Below are 21,338 nucleotides of genomic sequence, written 5' to 3' on the forward strand. Positions count from 1 at the left end.
GCCGCGCCGTCCGCGCCGCGCCCCGGCGCGGGTCACCCCGCCGCCGGACCCGAGCACGGAGCAGTTCGAGCCGGTCGGCGAGGTCAAGCCGGCCGAGGAGCCCGCCCCGGACGCGCCGCCCGCCGGGCTGTCCGCGCCGCCCGCGGGGCTGCAGCGCTGGCGCCGCGGCCGGGACGAGACCCCGGCGGAGGAGGAGACCGAGGTCGGCCTGATGCCGCCGGTGCGGGACGCGCCGGACGCCGACGAGCCCACCGGGTTCCACGCGCCGTTCGCGCCCGGCCGTCCGCCGCAGGACGACCCCGGCGAGGCGCTCGAGGCCACCGGGTTCCACGACCCGTTCGCCGACGATGACGACGACGTCGACGAGTTCGGCGACTTCGGCCCCGCCGAGGAGGCCGCCGAGCAGCCCTACGACTACGACGACGAGCCCGCAGCGGACGCCGACGAGCCCGCCCGAGCGAAGAAGCGGGAGCCGGAGCCGTCGCCGGCCAAGCAGTGGCTGTCGATGGCCGGTCAGCTGGCCGGTGGCGTGGTCGGCGGCGCGGCCGTGTGGCTGGGCTTCAACTGGCTGTGGGGCCAGATCCCGGCCGCCGCGCTGATCGCCGCGCTGGTCGTGATCGTCGGGCTGGTGTGGATCGTGCGGCGCATTCGCCGCGCGGACGACATCCAGACCACGGTGCTCGCCGTGCTGGTCGGTCTCGTCGTGACCGTCTCGCCCGCGGCGTTGTTGCTCTTGTCGAGGTAGCGCGAGCGTGCCGGTACCGATCGGGATGTCCACCGCGTCGGTCTGGCCGTTGCGGGCCGGCGCCGGTTTCGAGCTGGCCCAGCGGCTGGGTTACGACGGGGTCGAGGTGATGGTCTGGGTCGACCCGCTCAGCCAGGACGTCGGGGCGTTGCGGCGGCTGTCGCGGCAGACCGGGGTGCCGGTGCTGTCCGTGCACTCGCCGTCGCTGCTGATCACGCAGCGGGTCTGGTCGCCGGACCCGGCGGTGCGGCTGCGGCGCAGCGTCGAGGCGGCCATCGAGCTGGACGCGCGCACCGTTGTCGTGCACCCGCCGTTCCGGTGGCAGCGCCGCTACGGCGACATGTTCGCCGACCTGGTGGCCGAGCTGGAGGACGAGACCGGGGTCGAGATCGCGGTCGAGAACATGTTCAAGGTCCGGCCGCCGGGTGGCCGCAAGGATGCCCGGGTGTCCGCGTTCCGGCCGTCGATCGACCCTACGGAAGTCGGGTATCGCCACTACACGCTCGACCTGTCGCACAGCGCCGCGGCGGGGATGGACGCGATGGAGCTGGCCGAGCGGATGGGCCGCGGCCTGACGCACGTGCACCTCGCGGACGGGACGGGTGTCCCGAAGGACGAGCACCTCGTCCCGGGCCGTGGGAACCAGCCGTGCGCGGAGCTGCTGGAGAAGCTGGTCGCGGCGTCGTTCACCGGTCAGGTGGTTCTCGAGGTCAACACGCGGCGCGCGGTGAGCGCCGCGGACCGCGCCCGCGATCTTGCCGAAGCGCTGCTGTTCGCGCGGTTCCACCTGGGCCAGTGAGGCTCGTTACAAGATCAACTTCTCCCGTTCGGGGGCGGCGCGGATCATGGGCTTCCGATAGATGAACACGTAAAGTTTCCGCTGTGAACCCGCTGCGCTCGCTGATCCTCGCCGCCGCCGGAAGCGAGGTGGTCCGCCACCTCGTGGCGACAACCACGGGAACTTCGGGAGTGGTGGAGCGGTTCGTCGCAGGGAACACGATCGCGGACGCGGTGACGCACGTGGCCCGCCTCGTGGACGACGGCCTGTGGGTGACGCTGGACTACCTCGGCGAGGACGTCACCGAGACCGGGCAGGCGGAGCGGACGGTCCAGACCTACCTGGCGCTGCTGGACCGGCTCTACGCCGAGGGCCTGGCGGCGCGGGTCGAGGTGAGCGTCAAGCTGTCCGCGCTGGGCCTGCGGCTGGACGAGCGGCTCGCGCTGGACAACGCGTACCGGGTGTGCGCGGCGGCCGAGCAGTGCGGCACCACCGTGACGCTCGACATGGAGGACCACACCACGACGGACGCGACGCTGCGCGTGCTGGCCGAGCTGCGCCGCACCTGGCCGTGGGTGGGCGGCGTGCTGCAGGCGTACCTGCGCCGCACCGAGGACGACGTGCGTGCGCTGGCGGTGGCGGACTCGCGGATCCGGTTGTGCAAGGGGGCCTACGCCGAGCCCGAGGAGGTGGCGTTCACGCGGGCGCACGAGGTCGACCTCGGTTATGTCCGTTGTGCGAACTCGCTGCTGGCCGGTGACGGTTACCCCATGTTCGCCACGCACGACCCACGGTTGATCGCCATCCTGGCCGAGCGCGCCCGCTGGTACGGCCGCAAGCAGGGTAGCTACGAGTACCAGATGCTCTACGGGGTCCGCCCCGACGAGCAGCGGCGCCTCGCCGGTGAGGGGGAGACGGTGCGCGTCTACGTGCCGTTCGGGGAGCACTGGTACCCCTACCTGATGCGGCGGCTGGCCGAGCGCCCCGCGAACCTGTCGTTCTTCCTGCGCGCGCTGGTAAGCCGTTCGTGAGCGCGGCAGAGGTTCCGGAGCCCGCGTCCTTCGAGGCCGCGTGCGCGGTCCGGTCGCTGGGCGACGGCACGTTGACGGCCGACCTGCGGCACGAGTGGTCGATCGGCACCCACCCGCACGGGGGATTCCTGATCGCGCTGATGGCCCGCGCGGCGCTGGCGGTGCTGTCCGAACGCGGCGAGCCCTCGACCGATCCGCTGGCCGTGAGCGCCGAGTTCCTCCGGCCGCCCGCGATCGGCCCGGCGCTGCTGCGGACCGACATCCGGAAGGTCGGCCGCCGGGCGACCGTCGTCGCGGTGCGGCTGGAGCAGCGGGGACGCAGCTGCGTCGAAGCGACGGTCACCACCGGGCGGTTGCCGGTGCGCCGGGCGGACTGGGCGGACCTGCCGCAGATGCCGGTCGAGCCGCCGCCGCGGGCGATCCACCTGGCCGGGGAGACGTCGGAGGGCGTGTTCAACCTGGCGAAGGGCTGCGACGTGCGGATCGACCCGGCGACCGCCGGGTACCTGGCAGGCCGCAACGGCGACCCGCGGCTGCGGCTGTGGGTGAAGCCGCGCTACTCGGTGCCGGACACGTACTTCGCGCTGCTCGCGGGCGACATCAACCCGCCGGTGGTGTTCAACCTCGGGCGGATGGGCTGGGCGCCGACGGCCCAGCTGACGGCGCTCGTGCGCGCCCGGCCGGCGCCCGGGTGGCTCCGCGTGCAGGTCGACTGCCGCACGGTGCAGGAGGCGTGGTTCGACTCGGACGCGACGGTCATCGACTCGGCCGGACGGCTGGTCTGCCAGGCGCGGCAGCTGGCCCTGGCACCGGCCCCCTGAGCGGGCTCGCCCGGGAGTCGGCGTCGTGCGCGCTGGGCGGCGCCGTTGCCGTTGCGATGCCTCACCTGAGGGCGAGGGCTGTTCCTCGATGCTGGGCCGGCCTTGCCCTGGGGCCCGCCGCTGCGCCACCCCAGCACGGTTGCCGGGTGGTCGCGCCGGCCGGGCCGGGCGTCGTGCTCACCCTGGCACCGGTGGGCCGAGCACGATTTGGCACGCTGGTGCCATGACGGTTATCGCGGTTCTCGGGGCGGGGAAGATCGGTGAGGCGCTGCTGGCTGGCCTGCTGCAGGGCGGTCGCAGTGCCGAGGAGCTGCTGTTCACCGAACGCCACCCGGAACGCGCCGCCGAGCTGACCGAGCGCTACGGCATCGCCGGGGTGGAGGTCGCCGAGGCGGCCAAGCGCGCCGACGTGCTCGTCGTCGCCGTCAAGCCGCAGGACATCGAGCCCGTGCTGGCCGAGCTGGCGCCGCTGGTCGGGCCGGGCTCGCTGGTCGTGTCGCTCTGCGCGGGCCTGCCCACCAGCCTCTACGAGCGTCGGCTGCCGGACGGCGTGCCGGTCGTGCGGGTCATGCCGAACACGCCGATGGTCGTCGGCGAGGCGATGAGCGCCGTGTCGCCCGGCCAGCACGCCACGCCCGAGCACGTCGCGCTGGTCAAGGAGATGCTCGGCACCGTCGGTCAGGTCGTCGAGGTGCCCGAGGCGCAGCAGGACGCGGTCACCGCGCTGTCCGGGTCCGGGCCCGCGTACTTCTTCTTCCTGGTCGAGGCCATGATCGACGCCGGCATCCTGCTCGGCCTGCCCCGCGCGGTGGCGGAGAAGCTGATCATCCAGTCGGCCGTGGGCGCCGCGAAGATGCTCGCCGAGACCGACGAGCACCCGGTGATCCTGCGGGAGGCCGTCACGTCCCCCGCGGGCACCACGATCAACGCGATCCGCGAACTGGAGAAGCACGGCGTGCGGGCCGCGCTGCTGGCGGCCATCGAGGCGGCCCGGGACCGGTCCGTCGAACTCGGCAAAGCCCACGAATAAACCCGCGCGCACCGCGTCTGACTAGGCCGAACGGGCTCCGCCGAGTGGGCTCTTTCGCGGGAAAGTACCGGCCGGGCGTCGCATTGGCCCCAGGTGTCCCGCTACCCTCAAGGGTGAAGCACGTGCGTGTCGGTACCGCCCGGTGGGGAAGCCGAGCGGCACGGCACGTGTCGAAGGGCACGGTGACGTATGCCGTCGAACAACAAGGACGTGCCCGCCGTCGGGCAGGTCCAGTTCCTGACGGTCGCCGAGGTGGCCTCGCTGATGCGGGTCTCCAAGATGACCGTCTACCGGCTCGTGCACTCGGGCGAGCTACCGGCCGTTCGCGTCGGCAAGTCGTTCCGGGTGCCCGAGAAGGCAGTCCACGAATACCTGGAGAGCGCCTACTTCGATGTGGGCTAGACCGGGACGCGGCGGAGCCGTTGCTCTTGCACCCGGGCAACTGGCACCGCCGCGGGTTCTGAGGTGGTTCCTCGCGAGGACAGCGCCGACGTGGTGAACTGGCGTTCATGAGGAGGCGATCCCACAGCGAGGGGCCGCCTCAGGTTCCGCTACCCGCACCGCTGAGCAAGCTGCCCTCGATTCATCCATTAGGCCGGGGGCCCGCGCTGGTGCGCGGGCCCGCCCGGTAACCTTAAAGGCCGCTCGTGCCTGTAGCGCTTCAACTCTTTGGACGTTGCGCTGGGCAGCGTGTGAAGCAGACGAAACGTGAAGGAGCACCTGTGGGCTCGGTGATCAAGAAGCGCCGCAAGCGCATGTCCAAGAAGAAGCACCGCAAGCTGCTGCGCCGGACGCGGATGCAGCGCCGCAAGCAGGGCAAGTAAATCCTGCGCGAACGCCTCTTCACGCGGCCCGTCCAGATCCTGGGCGGGCCGTGCGCTTTTTCCGGCGATCAGTGACCAAAGTCCCTGACCTGGGTTAATAGCGTGTTAGGCCTCCTGACTCCGGCCCGGGTCCGGGGTAGCATCGGCCACTGCCGCGAACACCACATCCCACACCCTTGTCAGGGGGTTTCATGGCGTCCAACGTCGTGCTGGTCACCGGGGTCGGCGGCGAACTCGGAGGCAGGCTGCTGGTACGGCTTGGCAACAACCCGGACCTGGAGCGGGTCATCGGCGTCGACACCGCGCCACCGCCCCGCAAGGTCCTGCAGCGCCTCGGCCACGCCGAGTTCGTCCGGGCCGACATCCGCAACCCGCTGATCGCCAAGGTCATCGACTCCGCGGGCGTCGACACGGTCGTGCACTGCTCGACCACCGTGCACCCGGCAGGCCCGGCCCGCCGCACGGCGATCAAGGAAGTCAACGTCATCGGCACGATGCGCCTGCTCGCCGCCTGCCAGCGCGCGCCCCGGGTGCGCAAGCTCGTCGTGAAGTCCACCGCCGCCGTCTACGGCGCCGGGCCCCGCTCCCCGGCCGTCGTCACCGAGGACTCCGAGCTGATCCCGACCTCGTCCAGTGGTTACGCCAAGGACGCCGTCGAGATGGAGGGCTACGTGCGCGGCCTGGCCCGCCGCAGGCCCGACCTCACCATCACCACCACGCGCTTCACCAACGTGATCGGGCCGGACGTCGACACCGTGCTGGCCCGCTACTTCGCGCTCCCGGTCGTGCCGACCGTGCTCGGCTACGACGCGCGCCTGCAGTTGCTCCATTCGTCGGACGCGCTGGCGATCCTGGAAAAAGCGACCCTGGAAGACAAACCGGGCGTGTTCAACGCCGGCGGCGACGGGGTACTCACACTGTCTCAAGCGATCCGGCGCGCGGGCCGGGTCGAGCTGCCGGTGCCGCGAACCATGGTGGGCACGGTGGCCAAGATGCTGCGTGGCGCGAGGGTCGACTTCTCGCCGGACCAGGTGCGCCTGCTGAACTACGGGCGGGTCGTCGACACGACGCGGCTGACCGAGGTGTTCGGTTACCGGCCGCGGTGGTCCACCGAGGCGGCCTTCGACGACTACGTCACCGGGCGCGGTCTGCGGCCCGTGCTGGACGGTGAGCAGCTGGCCGGAGCGGCCGGCAAGGTGCTGGCGGCAGTCCGATGACCGAAGAGAGGAAAGCGGGGCAAGAGAAGTGACGACCAGCGCGCAAGCCCAGGTCATCCCCCTGCACGCACCCGGACGAGAGAAGCCGGCGGACGTCGAGGCGCGCGCCGGGGAAACCCCCGCCGACGCGCCCGTCGTGGCGTTCCCGACGAGGAGCGCGCCGGCCGAGGAGCCGCCCGCACCGGAACCGGACGCGCTGAGCAGGTTCCTCGGGTTCCTGCGGCACCGGCTGACCGGTGACTACGAAGTCGACGAGTTCGGGTTCGACCCGGAGCTGACCGACAACCTGCTGCTGCCGCCGTTGCGGCTGCTGTACGAGAAGTACTTCCGGGTGACCACCCACGGCGCGGAGAACCTGCCCGCCGACGGCGGCGCGCTCATCGTGTGCAACCACTCCGGCACGGTGCCGCTGGACGCGGTGATGACGGCGGTCGCCGTGCACGAAGAGACGCCGGGGCACCGGCACCTGCGCATGCTCGGCGCGGACCTGGTGTTCCAGACGCCGCTGCTCGGGGCGCTGGCCCGCAAGACCGGGCAGACGCTGGCCTGCACGGCCGACGCCGAGCGGCTGCTGTGCTCGGGCGAGCTGGTCGGGGTGTGGCCGGAGGGTTACAAGGGCATCGGCAAGCCGTTCTCGGCGCGGTACCGGCTGCAGCGGTTCGGGCGCGGCGGGTTCGTGTCGGCGGCGCTGCGGACGCGGGTGCCGATCATCCCGTGCTCGATCGTCGGGGCGGAGGAGATCTACCCGAAGATCGGCGACCTGAAGCCGCTGGCCCGCCTGCTCGGGCTGCCGTACTTCCCGGTGACGCCGTTCTTCCCGCTGCTCGGGCCGCTTGGCGCGATCCCGCTGCCGACGAAGTGGCACATCGAGTTCGGGGAGCCCATCCGGACCGACGGTTTCGCCGAGGAGGACCTCGACGACCCGATGCTGGTGTTCTCGCTGACCGACCAGGTGCGCGAGTCGATCCAGACGACGCTGTACCGGAGGCTGGCGCACCGGCGGAGCGCGTTCAAGGACTGAGCGGCTCCGTGCCATGCTGGTGGCATGGGGTTGATCAAGCGGATCGGGTACACGGTGGGCCGGGTGGTGGGCACCGTGCTGAAGGTGGCGAACCTGGTCACCGGCATCCCAGCCGGTGAGTCGACGCGGAACCGGCGACCGCAACGGCGGCCGTAGGTTCGCCGCGCCCGGTTGGGGCGTGCGGCGTCAGCGGGCTGCCCGCCTGCGCGGCCGTTTTCACTTCGGGCGCCGACACGCTGCCCGGATCGGCCAACACGCCGCCTGGATTGGCCAACACGTCGCCCGGGATGGCCAACACGCCCCCTGGATTGGCCAACACGTTGCCCGGGATGGCCAACACGCCCCAGCAGGGAACGACTCGCCGCCGGGAACCGCCGATCCGGTGCCGGAGTGGCCAACTCGGTGCCGGGGCGGCAAGCACGGCGCGGGGCGGAGGTGCCGCGGGGGTCGGGCGGGGGCTGGGGTCAGCGGCGGCGGTAGGCCATCCCAGCCGCCACCGCGCCGGCCAGTGCGCCCGCCCCCAGCACCGACGGCACCCCGATCTTCGCGGCCTTCCGGCCGGTCCGGAAGTCGCGGATTTCCCAGCCGCGGGCGCGCGCCACCTCGCGCAGGCCGGCGTCCGGGTTGACCGCCACCGCCGTGCCGCAGACGGACAGCATCGGGATGTCGTTCGACGAGTCCGAGTACGCCGTGCAGCGGCGCAGGTTCAGGCCCTCGCGCGCGGCCAGCGCCCGCACCGCGTGCGCCTTCGCCCGGCCGTGCAGCAGGTCCCCGACCAACCGCCCGGTGTAGACACCGTCCACGTGCTCCGCGACCGTGCCGAGGGCGCCGGTCAGCCCGAGCCGCCGGGAGATGATCGCCGCCAGTTCGACCGGCGTCGCCGTCACCAGCCACACCCGCTGGCCCGCGTTGAGGTGCATCTCGGCCAGCGCGCGCGTGCCCGACCAGATCTTGTCGGCCATCAGCTCGTCGTAGATCTCTTCGCCGACCTGGTTCATCTCGGCGACCGTCTTGCCCGCGACGAACGACAACGCCTGCTCACGGCTGGACTGCACGCCGCTGTGCGACTCGCGCCCGCCGACCCGGAACTTGATCTGCTGCCACGCGAACCCGGCCAGGTCGGAGGTCGTGAAGTACTTGCGCGCGGCGAGACCGCGGGCGAAGTGGAAGATCGACGCGCCCATCATCATCGTGTTGTCGACGTCGAAGAACGCGGCCGCGGTCAGGTCCGGCGGGGCGGGCGGCACGTCGAGCTGGGACTCCATGGCCACGGCGGCGTCGGCCGACGCCTCGCCGGCCATCTCGGCGAGCCGCTCGCGTTCCGGGCCGTCACCCCTGCTGCGCCACACGCACACCGCCTCCTGCGCTCGTCCCTGGGGTCAGCGTAGCGAGCACGTCACGGATCCGGATCAGGCGATCCCTCCGCGCCTGGCGCCGATGTGCTTCGATTCGGGGCAGTGACTGCGACCCCGGGGGAATCGTCATGTCGACCGTGCTGCTGGGGCTGCTCAGCGTGCCCGTCTACGTCCTGATGCTGTGGCCGCTCGTGGTCGCTTCGCGCCGCGTGCTGGGGGTGCGGATCGGGGCGTTGCGGGCGTTGCTCGGCGCGGCCGCCGGGTGGGCCGTCGCCGGGGGCCTCGCCGTCCGGATCGCGCCCCTCACCCGCGACTCCGACCCCGTCTACCTGGGCTTCCTCATCCCGCTCGCCGGGTGCGCGTTCCTGGCGACGCTGATCTTCCTGTTCCTCGCCGAGATGGCGGTCCCCAGCGGCGGCGGGCTCGGGCTGCTCGGCCGTCTCCGGTCGCTGCGCGCGCGGTTCGCCCGGACCCGCCGGTACTCGCAGATCATGCGGATCGCGGTGAAGCACGGCATCGGGCCGTACCTGACCGGCCGCCGCGTCACCGACTCCGGCAGGCACGCCACCCTGGCCCGCTCGCTGCGGCGCGCGCTGGAGGACGGCGGCGCGACGTTCGTCAAGCTCGGCCAGGTCCTGTCGACGCGGCCGGACGTGTTGCCGCAGGTGTTCGTCGACGAGCTGAGCCTGCTGCAGGACCGCGTCGCGCCCGCCCCGTTCGCCGACATCGAGCGCGAGCTGGAGGCCGAGCTGGGCCGCCCGACCGCCGAGGTGTTCGCCGAGTTCGACCCCGAACCGCTCGGCGCCGCGTCGATCGCGCAGGTGTACCGGGCCCGGCTGCACAGCGGCGAGGACGTGGTCGTCAAGGTGCGGCGGCCGGGCATCGACCGGATCGTGGAGCGCGACCTGGACATCGTCTTCCGCGTCGCGCGCTCGTTGCAGCTGCGCGCGGCCTGGGCCCGGTCGCTGGGCGTCCTCGACCTCGCCGAGGGGTTCCGCGCCGCGCTCACCGAGGAGCTGGACTTCCGGGTCGAGGCCCGCAACCTCACCGCGGTCGCCGCCGCGGAGAACGGCACGGGGCTCGCGCTGCCCGCCGTGCACGCCAAGCTGTCCGGCGAACGTGTGCTGGTCATGCGGCGGCTGGACGGCGTGCCGGTGCGGGAGGGCATCGGCGACGTCCCGGCCGAGCGGCGCGCGGTGCTGGCCCGCGGCCTGCTCGACTCGCTGCTGCGGCAGGTCCTGCTGCACGGCGTCTTCCACGCCGACCCGCACCCGGGCAACGTCCTGCTCCTCGCCGACGGCAACCTCGGGCTCCTCGACTTCGGTTCGGTGGGCCGGCTCGACTCGTCACTGCGCGGCGGGCTGGCGAACCTGTTCGCCGCCGTCGACCGCGGCGATCCGGAGGGGCTGCGGGACGGGCTCTTGGAGATCGTGGACCGGCCGGACGAGATCGACGAGCAGCGCCTGGAGCGGGCGCTGGGCGCGTTGATGGCCAAGCACCTGTCGCACGGGCGGTCGCCGGACGTGGACATGTTCACCGACCTGTTCCGGATCATCGCCGAGTTCCGGCTGTCGATCCCGCCCGCCATCGCGGCGGTGTTCCGCGCGCTGGCGACGGTGGAGGGCACGCTCGGGCTGCTGTCGCCGGGGTTCGACATCCTCGGCGAGTCCCGGAAGTTCGCCGGGTCCCTGGTGGGGGAGCGGCTGCAGCCGGGGTCCCTGCGCGGCGCGGCGACCGACGAGCTGCTCGCGCTGCTGCCGGTGCTGCGACGGCTGCCCCGCCGCGTGGATCGGCTGACGTCGGCGCTGGAGCAGGGCCGGCTGACGGTGAACGTCCGCACCTTCGCCGACGAACGGGACCGCGCGGTGGTCTTCGGCATGCTGCACGAGGTGCTGCTGGCCCTGACCGGCGCCGCGACCGGCCTGATGGCGGTGCTGCTGCTCGCGAGCACCGGCGGGCCGCGGGTGCTGCCGGAGCTGACGCTGAACCAGCTGTTCGGCTACAACCTGCTGGTGGTCAGCGCGTTGCTGGGGCTGCGGCTGCTGTTCGTGGTGTTCCGCGCCCAGCGACGCGGGCCGGGGTAACGTCGGCGGCGGTGGCGCACCACCCCGGACGAGACGTCGTACCCGGCAGGACAAGACGACGTGGGAGGACGTCGGCTTTCGTTCGGAGGTGTCTCGTCGTGGTGTGGATCGTGCTCATCGTGTCCGGGATCCTGGAAACCGTCTGGGCCGCGGCGCTGAACGCGGCGCGCGGTTTCACCAGGGTGGGGCCCAGTGTGTTGTTCGTCGTCGCGCTGGTCGCCAGCATGGCCGGGCTCTCCTACGCGATGCGGTCGATCCCCATCGGCACCGGGTACGCCGTGTGGGTGGGCATCGGCGCGATCGGCACCGCCGTCTACGGCATGGTCGCGCTGGGTGAACCGGCCACCGCGGCCCGGCTGGTGTGTCTCGGGCTGATCGTGGCGGGGGTCGTGGGGTTGAAGGTCCTGCACTAGCCGATGCCGAGCCCCGGCAGGCCGGGGATCAGCGGCGGGATCGAGATCAGCGGCGGTGGCGTCGTGGTCGTCGGGGTGGGGAGCCGGGTGCTGGTCGGCGCGCTGATCGGCGGCGGCAGGACCGTCGGCGTCCATCCGCTGCTCGACGGGGGCACCGGACCGGTCGCGGTGGGCACGACCGGGGCGCTGCTGCCCGGCGCGGTGGGCGTCGTGGCGATCTCCACCGGCGGCGGGGACACCGTGCTCACCGGCGGCAGCGGCGCGCCCGACGGGATCCCGAGCAGCGCGTCCGGCGGCACGGCGCACTCGCCGGTGGCCGGGACCGCGCCGAGGTCGTCCGCCTCGCCGGTGGTGATGCGGTAGCAGGACAGCCGCCCGGCCAGCGCCGCCGCCCGCGCGTCGATGCGGTTGAGCAGCGTCCCGGCCTGCGTGAACCCGTTGCGGGCGCCGTCCGGCACGTCGAGGGCGGCGAGCTTGCCCGCCTGCTCGCTCGCCCACGTCCGCAGCTGGTCCAGCCGGGCCGTGTCGCCCTGCACACCGAGCACCGTGAGCTGCGCCGTCCCGGCCGTCGCCTCCGCGGCGAATGCCGACAACGTTGTCAGAAAAGCGCCGGTGTCCGCCGACGGCATCGCGGCGAGTTCGTCCAGCCGGTTCGACGCGAACTGCAGGTGCTTGGACCCGCGCGCGGCTTCGTCGAAGGTGAGTTGCAGCTCGGCGTCCTCGCTCGCCAGCTTCATGCCGTAGAGCGGGTCACCGGGCAGCGAGCCGCGGGAGAGCAGCAGGCCGACCCCGCCGACGAAGACGATCAGCGCGGCCGCGGCGGCGAGGACGGTCGCCAGCGCGCGGCGCCGCCTGCTGGGTTCCGCCTCCAGCTTCCGCGAGATCTCGGCGCGGATCCGCGCCTTGGTGTCGTCGTCCGGTTCGACGGCGTGACCGAGCCCGCGGAGACCGGAGATGACTTCCAGCTCGCGCGCCGTCCACCGGTGCTCGTCCACACCTGCTGCAACGACGCAAACCGTCCGGTTGTTACGCGTTCAGCGCCACCCGTCCGGGAGGAGCTGGGCGAGCTTGCGCACCGCGCGGTGCTGCAACGCCTTGATGGCGCCCTCGTTGCGCTTCATGATCTGCGCCGTTTCGGCCAGCGAAAGGCCCTGGATGAACCGCAGGACGATGCATTCCCGCTGGTCCTCGCCCAGCCCGGCGATCGCGGACAGCAGCGCGTCGCGGGTCGCGCTGGTGACCGCCTGCTGCTCCGGGCCCGGTTCCGCGCCCGAGGGCGCGGCGAACGGCGCGGTGCCCGAGTCGGCCACCTCGTCGGTGACCACCTCGAGCTTGTACCGGCTGGACTTGAGGTGGTCGAGCACGATGTTGCGGGCGATGGTGACGAACCAGGCGCCCACGTCGCGGCCCTGGTAGCTGACCGACGAGATGCGCCGCAGCGCCCGCAGGAACGTCTCGCTCGTGATGTCCTCGGCGAGCTCGCGGTCGCTGAGGCGGAAGTACACGTAGCGGTAGACGACGTCGACGTACTGGTCGTAGAGCGCGCCGAAGGCGGCGGTGTCACCCTGCTGGGCAGCGCGGACCAGGGCCCACGGCCCCGCCTGCTCGTCCGGCACCTCGTGCACGCGGGTGACCGTGCCGACGTGCAGACCCGCTGGGCGGGCGGCAAGCCAGTTCGTCACGGCGACTCCTTCGTCCGACCCGAGTGATCATCACCACTACGACGCGAGAAGCAGCATACGGGTAGTTACCCGGAAGTAGGTAGTGGCGGGGGTCTCGGAAGAGCGACGATCGCCGAGCTTCCCCATGACGGGTGAGCTGGTGCCACACTGACCCCATGAAAACCGGCAACATCGCCGACCTGCTCACCGGCGCCGCGGAGCAGTGGCCGGACGCCGTCGCGGTGATCGACACCGCCGCCGGCGTCAGCCTGACCTGGTCGCAGCTGGACGCGGCCGCCGGGGGGCTCGCGCAACGCCTTGCGGACCGGGGCGTGGGTGCCGGCGACCGGGTCGCGCTGCGGCTGCCCACCTCGGCGGACTTCGCCGTCACCCTCTTCGGCGTCACCCGGTGCGGTGCGATCGCGGTGCCGGTCTCGCCGCTGGCCCCGCGCCCCGAGCTGGACACCGTGCTCGCCCACAGCGGCGCGCGCCTGGTGATCAGCCGGAACCCCGACGACGGGACGGACGACGCGCCGGTGCTGCGGCCGGAAATCGGTCCCGGTGCGAATTTCCCCGTCCGCGGCGGCGGTGAGGACATCGCCGTGCTGTCCTACACCTCGGGCACCACCGGGCCGCCGCGCGGCGTGATGCTGTCGCACCGCGCGCTGCTGGCCAACCTCGAACAGCTGGGCCGGATCGACCCGGCGCCGGTCGGGCACCCGGACCGGGTGCTGATCGCCATCCCGCTGTTCCACGTCTACGGCCTCGGCCCCGGCCTGCTGCTGAGCACCGCGGTGGGCGCGACGGCGGTGCTGGCCGAGCGGTTCGACGCGCGGCAGGCGCTGCAGGCGTGCGCGGACCACCGCGTCACCGTGATCGGCGGGGTCCCCGCGATGTACGCCGAGCTGGCCCAGCTGGAGCCGGACGAGCTGGCCGCAGGCCTCGGCACGGTCCGCCTGCTCACCTCGGGCGCGGCGCCGCTGCACCCGAAGGTCCTCGCCGCGATCCGGGAGAAGACCGGGCTGGGCGTCTTCGAGGGCTACGGGCTCACCGAGACCGCGCCGGTGGTGACGTCGACGCTGGTCACCGGCTACCCGAAGCCCGGCTCGACGGGCCGCCCGCTGCCCGGCGTCGAGGTCCGGCTGGTCGGGCCGGACGGCTCCGGCGAGCCGGTGCCGCTCGACCCGGACGACCCGGAGGACGTGTTCGAGGAGGACGGCGACGGCACCGGTCTGGTCGCGATCCGCGGCGCCAACCTGTTCTCCGGCTACTGGCCGGACGGGGCGCACGGGCCGGACGCGGACGGCTGGTTCCGCACCGGCGACGTCGGGTTCCTGGACAGCGACGGCGACCTGCACCTGGTGGACCGCGCCAACGACCTGATCATCGTGAACGGCTTCAACGTGTACCCGCACGAGGTCGAAGAGGTCATCGCCGGTCTGCCGGGGGTCGCCGAGGCGGCCGTGGTGGGGGTGCTCGACGAGCGCAGCGGCGAGGCGGTCAAGGCGGTCGTGGTGCCCGCGCCCGGTGCGTCGCTGTCCGAGCAGCAGGTCGTCGAGCACTGCGCGGAGCGGCTCGCCGGGTACAAGGTGCCGCACACGGTCGAGTTCGCCGAGCGGCTGCCGCATTCGGCGACCGGGAAGCTGCGCCGGGTCCAGCTGCGGGGATGATTTCCCCATGGCCCACGAAGTGACCGTGATGACCCGCCAGGGCTGCTCGTCGTGCGTCCAGGCGGAGCGGGACGTCGAGCGGATCTGCGCCGAGCTGGGCGTGCCGTGGCGCGCCGAGGACGTCGACAGCGACCCGGAGTGGCAGGCCGAGTACGGCGACCGGGTGCCGGTGATCCTGGTCGACGGCGCCGAGCACGGCTACTGGAAGGTCGAGGAGGACCGGCTCCGGGCCGCGCTGGCGTAAGCGATCGGTAACCCCTCGGGGGTGCCCCGCCGGGCCAGACTGGTGGCGTGAGCACGAACGTCGAGTCGCCGCGGCTGTCCGCGCCCGTCGCCGGGCTGATCGGCGTGATCGCCCTGGTCGCCGCGCTCGGGTCCGGGCACCTGGTGGCCGGGTTCGTCGGCGCGGGCGCGTCGCCGTTCTTCGCCGTCGGCAACGCGGCGATCGACCTGACCCCGGGCTGGCTCAAGGACTTCGCGGTGCGGGCGTTCGGCACCGCGGACAAGGCCGTGCTGCTGACCGGCATGGCCGTGGTCGCGCTGGCGCTCGCGGTGGCCGCCGGGCTGGCCTCCCGCCGCCGGGCCGCGCCCGGGCTGGTGTTCGTGGCCGTGGTCGGCGTGCTCGGCGGGGCCGCCGTGTTCACCCGCCCCGACCTGGGGCAGATCGCGTTGCTGGCGCCGGTGGTCAGCCTGGTCGCCGGGCTCGCGGTGTTCGCGTGGCTGCACCGCACCGCGCTCGACGGGCAGTACTCGTCGGCCGCGCGGCGGAACTTCCTGATCGCCGTGGCGGGCGCCGGCGTGGCCGGGATCGCCGGGCAGCTGGTCGGCACGAGCAAGGACGCCGAAGGGTCCCGGGCGGCGGTCGGCCCGCTGGTCCCCGCGCGGACCGCGCCACCGGTCCCGGCCGGCGCGGACTTCGCGAAGTTCGGCACGCCGACGTTCCTCACGCCCAACGCGGACTTCTACCGCATCGACACCGCGCTCGTGGTGCCCCAGGTGCGCACCGAGGACTGGTCGCTGCGAGTCCACGGCATGGTCGACCGCGAGATCACCTACTCCTGGTCCGACATCCGGAACCGGCCGCTGGTCGAGCGGATCGTGACCCTGTGCTGCGTGTCCAACCCGGTCGGCGGGCCCTACATCTCGACCGCGCGGTTCATCGGCGTCGACCTCGCCGGGCTGCTGGCCGAGGCCGGTGTCCGCCCGGGTGCCGAGCAGGTGTTCTCCACCAGCGCGGACGGCTGGACCGCGGGCACGCCGGTGGCCGCGATGGCCGATCCGTCCGTCGGCGCGATGCTCGCGATCGGCATGAACGGCGAGCCGCTGCCCATCGAGCACGGCTTCCCGGCGCGGCTGGTCGTGCCCGGGCTCTACGGCTACGTCTCGGCGACGAAGTGGGTCACCGACCTGGAACTCACCACCTGGGACGCGCGCACGCCGTACTGGCTGCAGCGCGGCTGGGCGCGGCAGGCGCCGGTGAAGACCGAGTCGCGGATCGACGCGCCGCGCGGCCCGGTCGCCGCCGGGCAGGTGCGGATCGCCGGGATCGCGTGGGCGCAGCACACCGGGATCGACCGGGTCGAGGTGAGCGTGGACGACGGCCCGTGGGCGACGGCGGAGCTGTCCACCGAGGTGACGGTGGACGCCTGGCGCATGTGGTGGGTGGACGTCCCGGTCGCGCGGGGTAGCCACGCCGTGCGGGTGCGGGCGACCGACCGCAGCGGCTACACGCAGACCGATCAGCTCGCCGACGTCGTCCCGGACGGCGCTACCGGCTGGCACACGATCACCTTCACCGCGCGCTAGATGTGCTTTCGGTCATGCCGTTGACCAGCCACTTTGTGCCTGCGTTCACAAGTGGCTACCGTATTGCCGGTACCCCTCACGGCGGCCGTGCATCAAACCCGACTTCGCGGCCCGGGTCAAGAGGGATTTCGAAGCTCATCGAGGGCGTGGAACGAGGAGGCCGGCGTGGTGTCACAGCGTGGCCGGCGAAACGGTTCGGCCGTCGCCCGGAAGCTGTCCACCCCGGACGCCGACAACGCCCCCACCGCGGAGATGCCCGCGGTCACCGAGAACGGCGCCGAGGAGGCCAGGGTCCGCGCGATCCCGGAGGCCGCCGTCGCCCGTCTCGCCGTGTACCTGCGCGTCCTGTCCGCCATGTCCGAGCAGGGCGCGACCACCGTGGCCAGCGAGGAGCTCGCCACCGCCGCCGGCGTGAACTCCGCCAAGCTGCGCAAGGACCTGTCCTACCTCGGCTCGTACGGCACCCGCGGCGTCGGCTACGAGGTCGCGGTGCTGGTGGCCCAGCTCGAGCGCATATTGGGACTCACGCGACAGCACAAGGTCGCCGTCGTCGGAATCGGTAACCTCGGTCATGCGTTGGCCAATTACGGAGGCTTTCCCGGCCGGGGGTTCCCGGTCGAGGCGCTGTTCGACATCGACCCCGACCTGATCGGCGTTCCGGTCGGCGGGATCCCGGTGTCGCACCTCAACGACATCCCCGAGGTGTGCTCGGAGCGGGGGATCTCGATCGGCGTCATCGCGACGCCGCCGCCCGCGGCCCAGACGGTCGCCGACCGGCTGGTGCAGGGCGGGGTGCAGTGCATCCTGAACTTCGCGCCGGTGGTCCTCCAGGTGCCCGACCATGTCGAGGTGCGCAAGGTCGACCTGGCCGTGGAGCTGCAGATCCTGTCGTTCCACGTCGCCCGGCGAGCGGAGAACGTGGGTGGTAACGGAATGGTGGTGCGCTAAGTGAGTGTCCTGGCCGTCGGGCTGTCGTACCGCACTGCCGATCTCCGGACGCTGGAGAAGGTCGCGGTGCCCGCGACCGAGCTGGAGAAGGTGCTGCACGAGCTCCAGCAGTCGCCGCACGTGAACGAGGTCATGCTCGTCTCGACGTGCAACCGCATCGAGGTCTACTCGGTGGTCGAGGCGTTCCACGGCGGTCTGGCCGACATCTCCGAGGTGCTCGCGCGCCAGGCCGGCTGCGACGCCGCCGACCTCTACGACAACTTCTACGTGCACTACGCGGGCGCCGCCGTCGAGCACATCTTCTCCGTGGCCTCCGGCCTGGACTCGATGGTCGTCGGCGAGACCCAGATCCTCGGCCAGGTGCGCAACTACTACGCCGCCGCGCGCGAGGCCGGCACCGTCGGCCGCACCCTGCACGAGCTGATCCAGACCACGCTGCGCGTCGGCAAGCGCGTGCACACCGAGACCGGCCTGGACCACCTCGGCGCGTCCGTGGTGTCCGAGGCCCTTGGCGAGGCGCCCGACCTGGCGGGCAAGCACGCGGTGATCGTCGGCGCCGGCTCGATGGGCGCGCTGTCCGCGAGCCAGTTGCGCAAGAGCGGTATCGGCCGCATCACGGTCGTCAACCGCACCCTGGCCAACGCCGAGCGGCTCGCGGCCAACGTGACCGAGCAGGGCGTGCCCGCCGTGGCCGCGGGCATGGACGAGCTGACCGCCCGCCTCGCCGACGCCGACGTCGTGGTCGCCTGCACCGGCGCGCAGGACGTCGTCATCACGCCCGCGCACCTGGCCGGCCGCGGCGAGCGCCCGGTGGTGGTGTGCGACCTCGGCCTGCCGCGGGACGTCCACCCCGACGTGGACAGCCTGCCCGGCGTCCGCCTCGTCGACCTGGAGACCGTCCGGAAGCGGATGGACTCGCTGGGCTCGGCGGGCAGCGCCAAGCAGATCGCCAAGGCCAACGGCATCGTGCTGGACGAGGTGCGCGAGTACCTCGCCGCCCAGCGCAGCGCCGCGGTCACCCCGACCGTCACCGCGCTGCGCAAGCGGGCCGCCGAGGTCGTCGACGCCGAGATGCTGCGGCTGGACAACCGGCTGCCCGGCCTCGACGCCGAGGTCCGCGACGAGTTCAACCGGACCGTGCGCCGGGTCGTGGACAAGCTGCTGCACGCGCCGACGGTGCGTGTGAAGCAGCTCGCCGCGGAAACCCAGGGCACGGACTACGCCAACGCGCTGCGGGAGCTGTTCGAGCTCGACCCGGCATCGCCTGTTGTCGTGTCGAGCCCGACCACCGAGCGCCTGCCCAGGACAGACGGTGAAAGCAAGTGACGAGGACCATTCGGATCGGGACGCGGGGCAGTGCCCTCGCCCTGACCCAGACCGGCACGGTCGCCGACGCGCTGCGCAAGGCGGGCCTGGAGGTCGAGATCGTCAAGGTCTCGACGCCCGGTGACCGCTCCAGCGCGCCGATCGCGGAGATCGGTGTCGGCGTGTTCACCTCCGCGCTGCGCGAGGCCCTGCTGAACAAGCAGGTCGACGTCGCGGTGCACTCGTACAAGGACCTGCCGACGGCGCCCGAGCGCGGCATCGTGCTGGCCGCCGTGCCGCCGCGGGAGGACCCGCGTGACGCGCTGATCGCCCGCGACGGGCTGACGCTGGGCGAGCTGCCCCCCGGCGCCCGCATCGGCACCGGTTCGCCGCGCCGCACGGCGCAGCTGCGCGCGCTCGGCCTCGGCTTCGAGGTCGTGCCCATCCGGGGCAACATCGACACCCGGCTGAACAAGGTCTTCGACGGCGAGCTGGACGCCGTCGTGCTCGCCCGCGCCGGCCTGGTCCGCCTCGGCAAGGCCGACGTGATCACCGAGACCCTGGACCCGATCCAGATGCTGCCCGCGCCCGCACAGGGCGCGCTGGCGGTGGAGTGCCGCGTCGACGACGTGGACATCGAACACCTTCTTCGGTCCATTGTGGACGACGAAGCGACACGGGCCGCGGTGACGGCGGAGCGGGCCATGCTGGCCGCGCTCGAAGCCGGCTGCAGCGCGCCCGTCGGCGCACTCGCCGAGGTGGTGGAGGATCTCGACGCGGACGGCTCGGTCATCGAGAACGTGTCGCTGCGCGGGGTCGCCGCCGCCGGCCTCGACGACGAGGGTGTGCAGCTGCTGCGCGCCTCGGCGGTCGCCGGCAAGAGCGAAGCGGAGCAACTCGGCCGCGACCTGGCCGCGGAGCTGCTCGACCTCGGAGCCGGCGCGCTGTCCGGCCCGGGCCGCGAATCACGGTGAAACAGTTCCTCGAACGGTTCGGCGCGCTCGCGCCGACTCATAGGAGAAAGACACGATGACCCCCGCGCGGACAACCGCTGGGCGCGTCGCCTTCGTGGGCTCCGGCCCCGGCGACGCCGGACTGCTGACCGTACGTGCCCAGGAGCTCCTGGCGAAGGCCGAGGTCGTGGTTACCGACCCGGACGTGCCCGCCGGCGTGCTCGCGGGCGCCAGCGCGGACGCCGAGGTCAGGCCCGCCGTCGGCGAGCCCGCCGAGGTCGCGAAGGACCTCGCCAACGAGGCCAAGGGCGGACGGCTCGTGCTGCGCCTGTCCAGCGGTGACCCGCTGACCAGCGCCGCCGCCGTCGCCGAGGTGCAGGCCGTCTCGAAGACCAGCGCGGTCTTCGAGGTCGTCCCCGGCATCACGCCGGGCTCGGCCGTGCCCGCCTACGCCGGCATCGCGCTCGGCGGCAGCTACACCGACGTGGACGTCCGCGGCGACGTCGACTGGGCGAAGGTGGCCGCGGCGCCGGGCCCGATCGTGCTGCACGCGACGTCCGGCCAGCTGGCCGAGGCCGCGGGCGCGCTGACCGAGCACGGCCTGGCAGGCACCACCCCGGTCGCCGTCACCGCCAACGGCACGATCAACACCCAGCGCACGGTCGACACCACGCTGGCGAGCCTGTCGCAGGACGCCGGTGAGCTGGTCGGCCCGCTCGTGGTGACCGTCGGCGAGCAGGCCGGGCAGCGGTCGAAGCTGTCCTGGTGGGAGTCGCGCGCCCTCTACGGCTGGAAGGTCCTGGTGCCGCGCACCAAGGAGCAGGCCGGCGAGATGGCCGAGCGGCTGCGCATCCACGGCGCCACCTCGCACGAGGTCCCGACCATCTCGGTCGAGCCGCCGCGCAGCCCCGCCCAGATGGAGCGCGCGGTCAAGGGCCTGGTCGACGGCCGCTACCAGTGGATCGTGTTCACCTCGGCCAACGCGGTGAAGGCGGTGTGGGAGAAGTTCGAGGAGTTCGGCCTCGACGCCCGCGCCTTCTCCGGCGTGAAGATCGCCTGCGTCGGCGAGGCCACCGCGGCCCGCGTGCGCGCGTTCGGCATCAACCCGGAGATGATCCCGCAGGGCGAGCAGTCCAGCGAGGGCCTGCTGGCCGAGTTCCCGCCGTACGACGACGTGCTGGACCCGGTGAACCGCGTGCTGCTGCCGCGGGCCGACATCGCCACCGAGACCCTGTCCGCCGGCCTGGTGGACCGCGGCTGGGAGGTCGACGACGTGACGGCCTACCGGACCGTCCGCGCCGCGCCGCCGCCGGCCGAGACCCGCGAGATGATCAAGACCGGCGGGTTCGACGCGGTGTGCTTCACCTCGTCGTCGACCGTGCGGAACCTGGTCGGCATCGCGGGCAAGCCGCACACCCGCACGCTGGTCGCGTGCATCGGGCCGAAGACCGCGGAGACCGCGGTCGAGTTCGGCCTGCGGGTGGACGTGCAGCCGGAGGTGGCCGACGTGCCGCACCTGGTCGACGCGCTCGCCGCGCACGCCGCCAAGCTGCGCGCGGAGGGCGCCCTGCCGCCGCCGCGGAAGGCGAAGCGCACCCGGCGTTCTTCCTGATCGTCAGCCCGTTGGGGCCGTCCGTGAGATCCCACGGGCGGCCCCGAGCGCGTTCCGCCGCCGG

At 72.8% G+C, this 21,338-nt stretch carries 21 protein-coding genes, 1 pseudogene and 1 riboswitch; of the genes and pseudogenes, 19 read left to right on the top strand and 3 right to left on the bottom strand.

The window, feature by feature from the left end:
* The 10 genes and pseudogenes from ABZ193_RS13205 to ABZ193_RS13250 form a co-directional block, all read left to right on the top strand.
* Window positions 1-745 (top strand): annotated as a pseudogene (locus ABZ193_RS13205) (hypothetical protein); the annotation flags it as partial.
* 25 nt (window positions 746-770) lie between these two features.
* Window positions 771-1,544, top strand: a complete 774-nt coding sequence (locus ABZ193_RS13210) for a sugar phosphate isomerase/epimerase (protein WP_020417368.1) — start codon at window positions 771-773, stop codon at window positions 1,542-1,544.
* Between the two features lie 83 nt (window positions 1,545-1,627).
* Window positions 1,628-2,554: a proline dehydrogenase family protein gene (locus ABZ193_RS13215; protein WP_354710023.1), complete on the top strand. Its 927-nt coding sequence runs from the start codon at window positions 1,628-1,630 to the stop codon at window positions 2,552-2,554.
* Complete coding sequence (locus ABZ193_RS13220) at window positions 2,551-3,375, top strand: thioesterase family protein (protein WP_020417370.1); 825 nt, start codon at window positions 2,551-2,553, stop codon at window positions 3,373-3,375. Before ABZ193_RS13215 ends, ABZ193_RS13220 begins: the two co-directional genes overlap by 4 nt.
* Window positions 3,376-3,598: 223 nt before the next feature.
* Complete coding sequence (proC, locus tag ABZ193_RS13225) at window positions 3,599-4,405, top strand: pyrroline-5-carboxylate reductase (protein ID WP_354710025.1); 807 nt, start codon at window positions 3,599-3,601, stop codon at window positions 4,403-4,405.
* Between the two features lie 189 nt (window positions 4,406-4,594).
* Entirely contained in the window at window positions 4,595-4,807 is a 213-nt protein-coding gene (locus ABZ193_RS13230) for a helix-turn-helix domain-containing protein (protein ID WP_017986393.1), read from the top strand.
* A 320-nt stretch (window positions 4,808-5,127) separates the two neighbouring features.
* Window positions 5,128-5,229, top strand: coding sequence for an AURKAIP1/COX24 domain-containing protein (locus ABZ193_RS13235; RefSeq protein WP_017986394.1), 102 nt, complete (start codon window positions 5,128-5,130; stop codon window positions 5,227-5,229).
* Window positions 5,230-5,420: 191 nt separating this feature from the next.
* Window positions 5,421-6,446: an NAD-dependent epimerase/dehydratase family protein gene (locus ABZ193_RS13240; protein WP_354710027.1), complete on the top strand. Its 1,026-nt coding sequence runs from the start codon at window positions 5,421-5,423 to the stop codon at window positions 6,444-6,446.
* 28 nt (window positions 6,447-6,474) lie between these two features.
* Complete coding sequence (locus tag ABZ193_RS13245) at window positions 6,475-7,467, top strand: lysophospholipid acyltransferase family protein (protein ID WP_354710029.1); 993 nt, start codon at window positions 6,475-6,477, stop codon at window positions 7,465-7,467.
* 24 nt (window positions 7,468-7,491) lie between these two features.
* A complete protein-coding gene (locus ABZ193_RS13250; RefSeq protein WP_020417374.1) occupies window positions 7,492-7,623 on the top strand; it encodes a hypothetical protein in 132 nt (43 codons plus the stop codon).
* A 308-nt stretch (window positions 7,624-7,931) separates the two neighbouring features.
* Here ABZ193_RS13250 and ABZ193_RS13255 read toward each other — a convergent pair whose 3' ends face one another.
* Window positions 7,932-8,768, bottom strand: coding sequence for an HAD-IB family hydrolase (locus tag ABZ193_RS13255; protein ID WP_223843283.1), 837 nt, complete (start codon window positions 8,766-8,768; stop codon window positions 7,932-7,934).
* Window positions 8,769-8,950: 182 nt separating this feature from the next.
* Here ABZ193_RS13255 and ABZ193_RS13260 point away from each other — a divergent pair, with 182 nt between their 5' ends.
* Together ABZ193_RS13260 and ABZ193_RS13265 are read left to right on the top strand one after the other, a co-directional pair.
* A complete protein-coding gene (locus ABZ193_RS13260; protein WP_237336240.1) occupies window positions 8,951-10,906 on the top strand; it encodes an AarF/UbiB family protein in 1,956 nt (651 codons plus the stop codon).
* Between the two features lie 5 nt (window positions 10,907-10,911).
* A riboswitch (guanidine-III (ykkC-III) riboswitch) is annotated at window positions 10,912-10,971 on the top strand.
* A gap of 33 nt (window positions 10,972-11,004) precedes the next feature.
* Window positions 11,005-11,319 (top strand): SMR family transporter, encoded by a 315-nt coding sequence (locus ABZ193_RS13265; RefSeq protein ID WP_354710030.1) that lies wholly within the window; start codon window positions 11,005-11,007, stop codon window positions 11,317-11,319.
* On the opposite strand, the gene ABZ193_RS13270 is transcribed toward ABZ193_RS13265, so the two are convergent.
* Entirely contained in the window at window positions 11,316-12,314 is a 999-nt protein-coding gene (locus ABZ193_RS13270; protein ID WP_354710031.1) for a DUF5667 domain-containing protein, read from the bottom strand. The two genes, ABZ193_RS13265 and ABZ193_RS13270, sit on opposite strands and share 4 nt — an antisense overlap.
* A gap of 39 nt (window positions 12,315-12,353) precedes the next feature.
* Complete coding sequence (locus ABZ193_RS13275) at window positions 12,354-12,944, bottom strand: sigma-70 family RNA polymerase sigma factor (protein ID WP_237336279.1); 591 nt, start codon at window positions 12,942-12,944, stop codon at window positions 12,354-12,356.
* A gap of 212 nt (window positions 12,945-13,156) precedes the next feature.
* Between ABZ193_RS13275 and ABZ193_RS13280 the strand changes: the two genes are divergently transcribed.
* The 7 genes from ABZ193_RS13280 to ABZ193_RS13310 all read left to right on the top strand — a co-directional run bounded on the left by ABZ193_RS13280 (window position 13,157) and on the right by ABZ193_RS13310 (window position 21,274).
* Window positions 13,157-14,650 (top strand): AMP-binding protein, encoded by a 1,494-nt coding sequence (locus ABZ193_RS13280; RefSeq protein WP_354710032.1) that lies wholly within the window; start codon window positions 13,157-13,159, stop codon window positions 14,648-14,650.
* A gap of 7 nt (window positions 14,651-14,657) precedes the next feature.
* On the top strand, window positions 14,658-14,894 hold the full coding sequence (locus ABZ193_RS13285; protein WP_020417380.1) for a glutaredoxin family protein: 237 nt from the start codon (window positions 14,658-14,660) through the stop codon (window positions 14,892-14,894).
* A gap of 47 nt (window positions 14,895-14,941) precedes the next feature.
* Window positions 14,942-16,456 (top strand): molybdopterin-dependent oxidoreductase, encoded by a 1,515-nt coding sequence (locus ABZ193_RS13290; RefSeq protein ID WP_354710033.1) that lies wholly within the window; start codon window positions 14,942-14,944, stop codon window positions 16,454-16,456.
* 165 nt (window positions 16,457-16,621) lie between these two features.
* A complete protein-coding gene (locus ABZ193_RS13295) occupies window positions 16,622-17,404 on the top strand; it encodes a redox-sensing transcriptional repressor Rex (protein ID WP_020417382.1) in 783 nt (260 codons plus the stop codon).
* A complete protein-coding gene (locus tag ABZ193_RS13300) occupies window positions 17,405-18,730 on the top strand; it encodes a glutamyl-tRNA reductase (protein WP_354710035.1) in 1,326 nt (441 codons plus the stop codon). It abuts the gene before it with no gap.
* Entirely contained in the window at window positions 18,727-19,683 is a 957-nt protein-coding gene (hemC, locus tag ABZ193_RS13305; RefSeq protein ID WP_354710036.1) for a hydroxymethylbilane synthase, read from the top strand. Before ABZ193_RS13300 ends, hemC begins: the two co-directional genes overlap by 4 nt.
* Before the next feature lie 55 nt (window positions 19,684-19,738).
* Window positions 19,739-21,274 carry a bifunctional uroporphyrinogen-III C-methyltransferase/uroporphyrinogen-III synthase gene (locus ABZ193_RS13310; RefSeq protein ID WP_354710038.1) on the top strand — a complete coding sequence of 512 codons (1,536 nt, stop codon included), beginning with the start codon at window positions 19,739-19,741 and terminating at the stop codon, window positions 21,272-21,274.
* Window positions 21,275-21,338 lie beyond the last annotated feature (64 nt).

It is taken from the genome of Amycolatopsis sp. NPDC006125 (assembly GCF_040614195.1).
Lineage (GTDB): Bacteria > Actinomycetota > Actinomycetes > Mycobacteriales > Pseudonocardiaceae > Amycolatopsis_E > Amycolatopsis_E tucumanensis.

Coding starts and splice junctions, on each gene's coding strand:
- ABZ193_RS13230 (WP_017986393.1), top strand. CDS start 4,595: ATGCCGTCGAACAACAAGGACGTGCCCGCCGTCGGGCAGGTCCAGTTC.
- ABZ193_RS13310 (WP_354710038.1), top strand. CDS start 19,739: ATGACCCCCGCGCGGACAACCGCTGGGCGCGTCGCCTTCGTGGGCTCC.
- ABZ193_RS13280 (WP_354710032.1), top strand. CDS start 13,157: ATGAAAACCGGCAACATCGCCGACCTGCTCACCGGCGCCGCGGAGCAG.
- ABZ193_RS13240 (WP_354710027.1), top strand. CDS start 5,421: ATGGCGTCCAACGTCGTGCTGGTCACCGGGGTCGGCGGCGAACTCGGA.
- ABZ193_RS13285 (WP_020417380.1), top strand. CDS start 14,658: ATGGCCCACGAAGTGACCGTGATGACCCGCCAGGGCTGCTCGTCGTGC.
- ABZ193_RS13260 (WP_237336240.1), top strand. CDS start 8,951: ATGTCGACCGTGCTGCTGGGGCTGCTCAGCGTGCCCGTCTACGTCCTG.
- ABZ193_RS13255 (WP_223843283.1), bottom strand. CDS start 8,768: ATGGCCGGCGAGGCGTCGGCCGACGCCGCCGTGGCCATGGAGTCCCAG.
- proC (WP_354710025.1), top strand. CDS start 3,599: ATGACGGTTATCGCGGTTCTCGGGGCGGGGAAGATCGGTGAGGCGCTG.
- ABZ193_RS13250 (WP_020417374.1), top strand. CDS start 7,492: ATGGGGTTGATCAAGCGGATCGGGTACACGGTGGGCCGGGTGGTGGGC.
- ABZ193_RS13210 (WP_020417368.1), top strand. CDS start 771: ATGTCCACCGCGTCGGTCTGGCCGTTGCGGGCCGGCGCCGGTTTCGAG.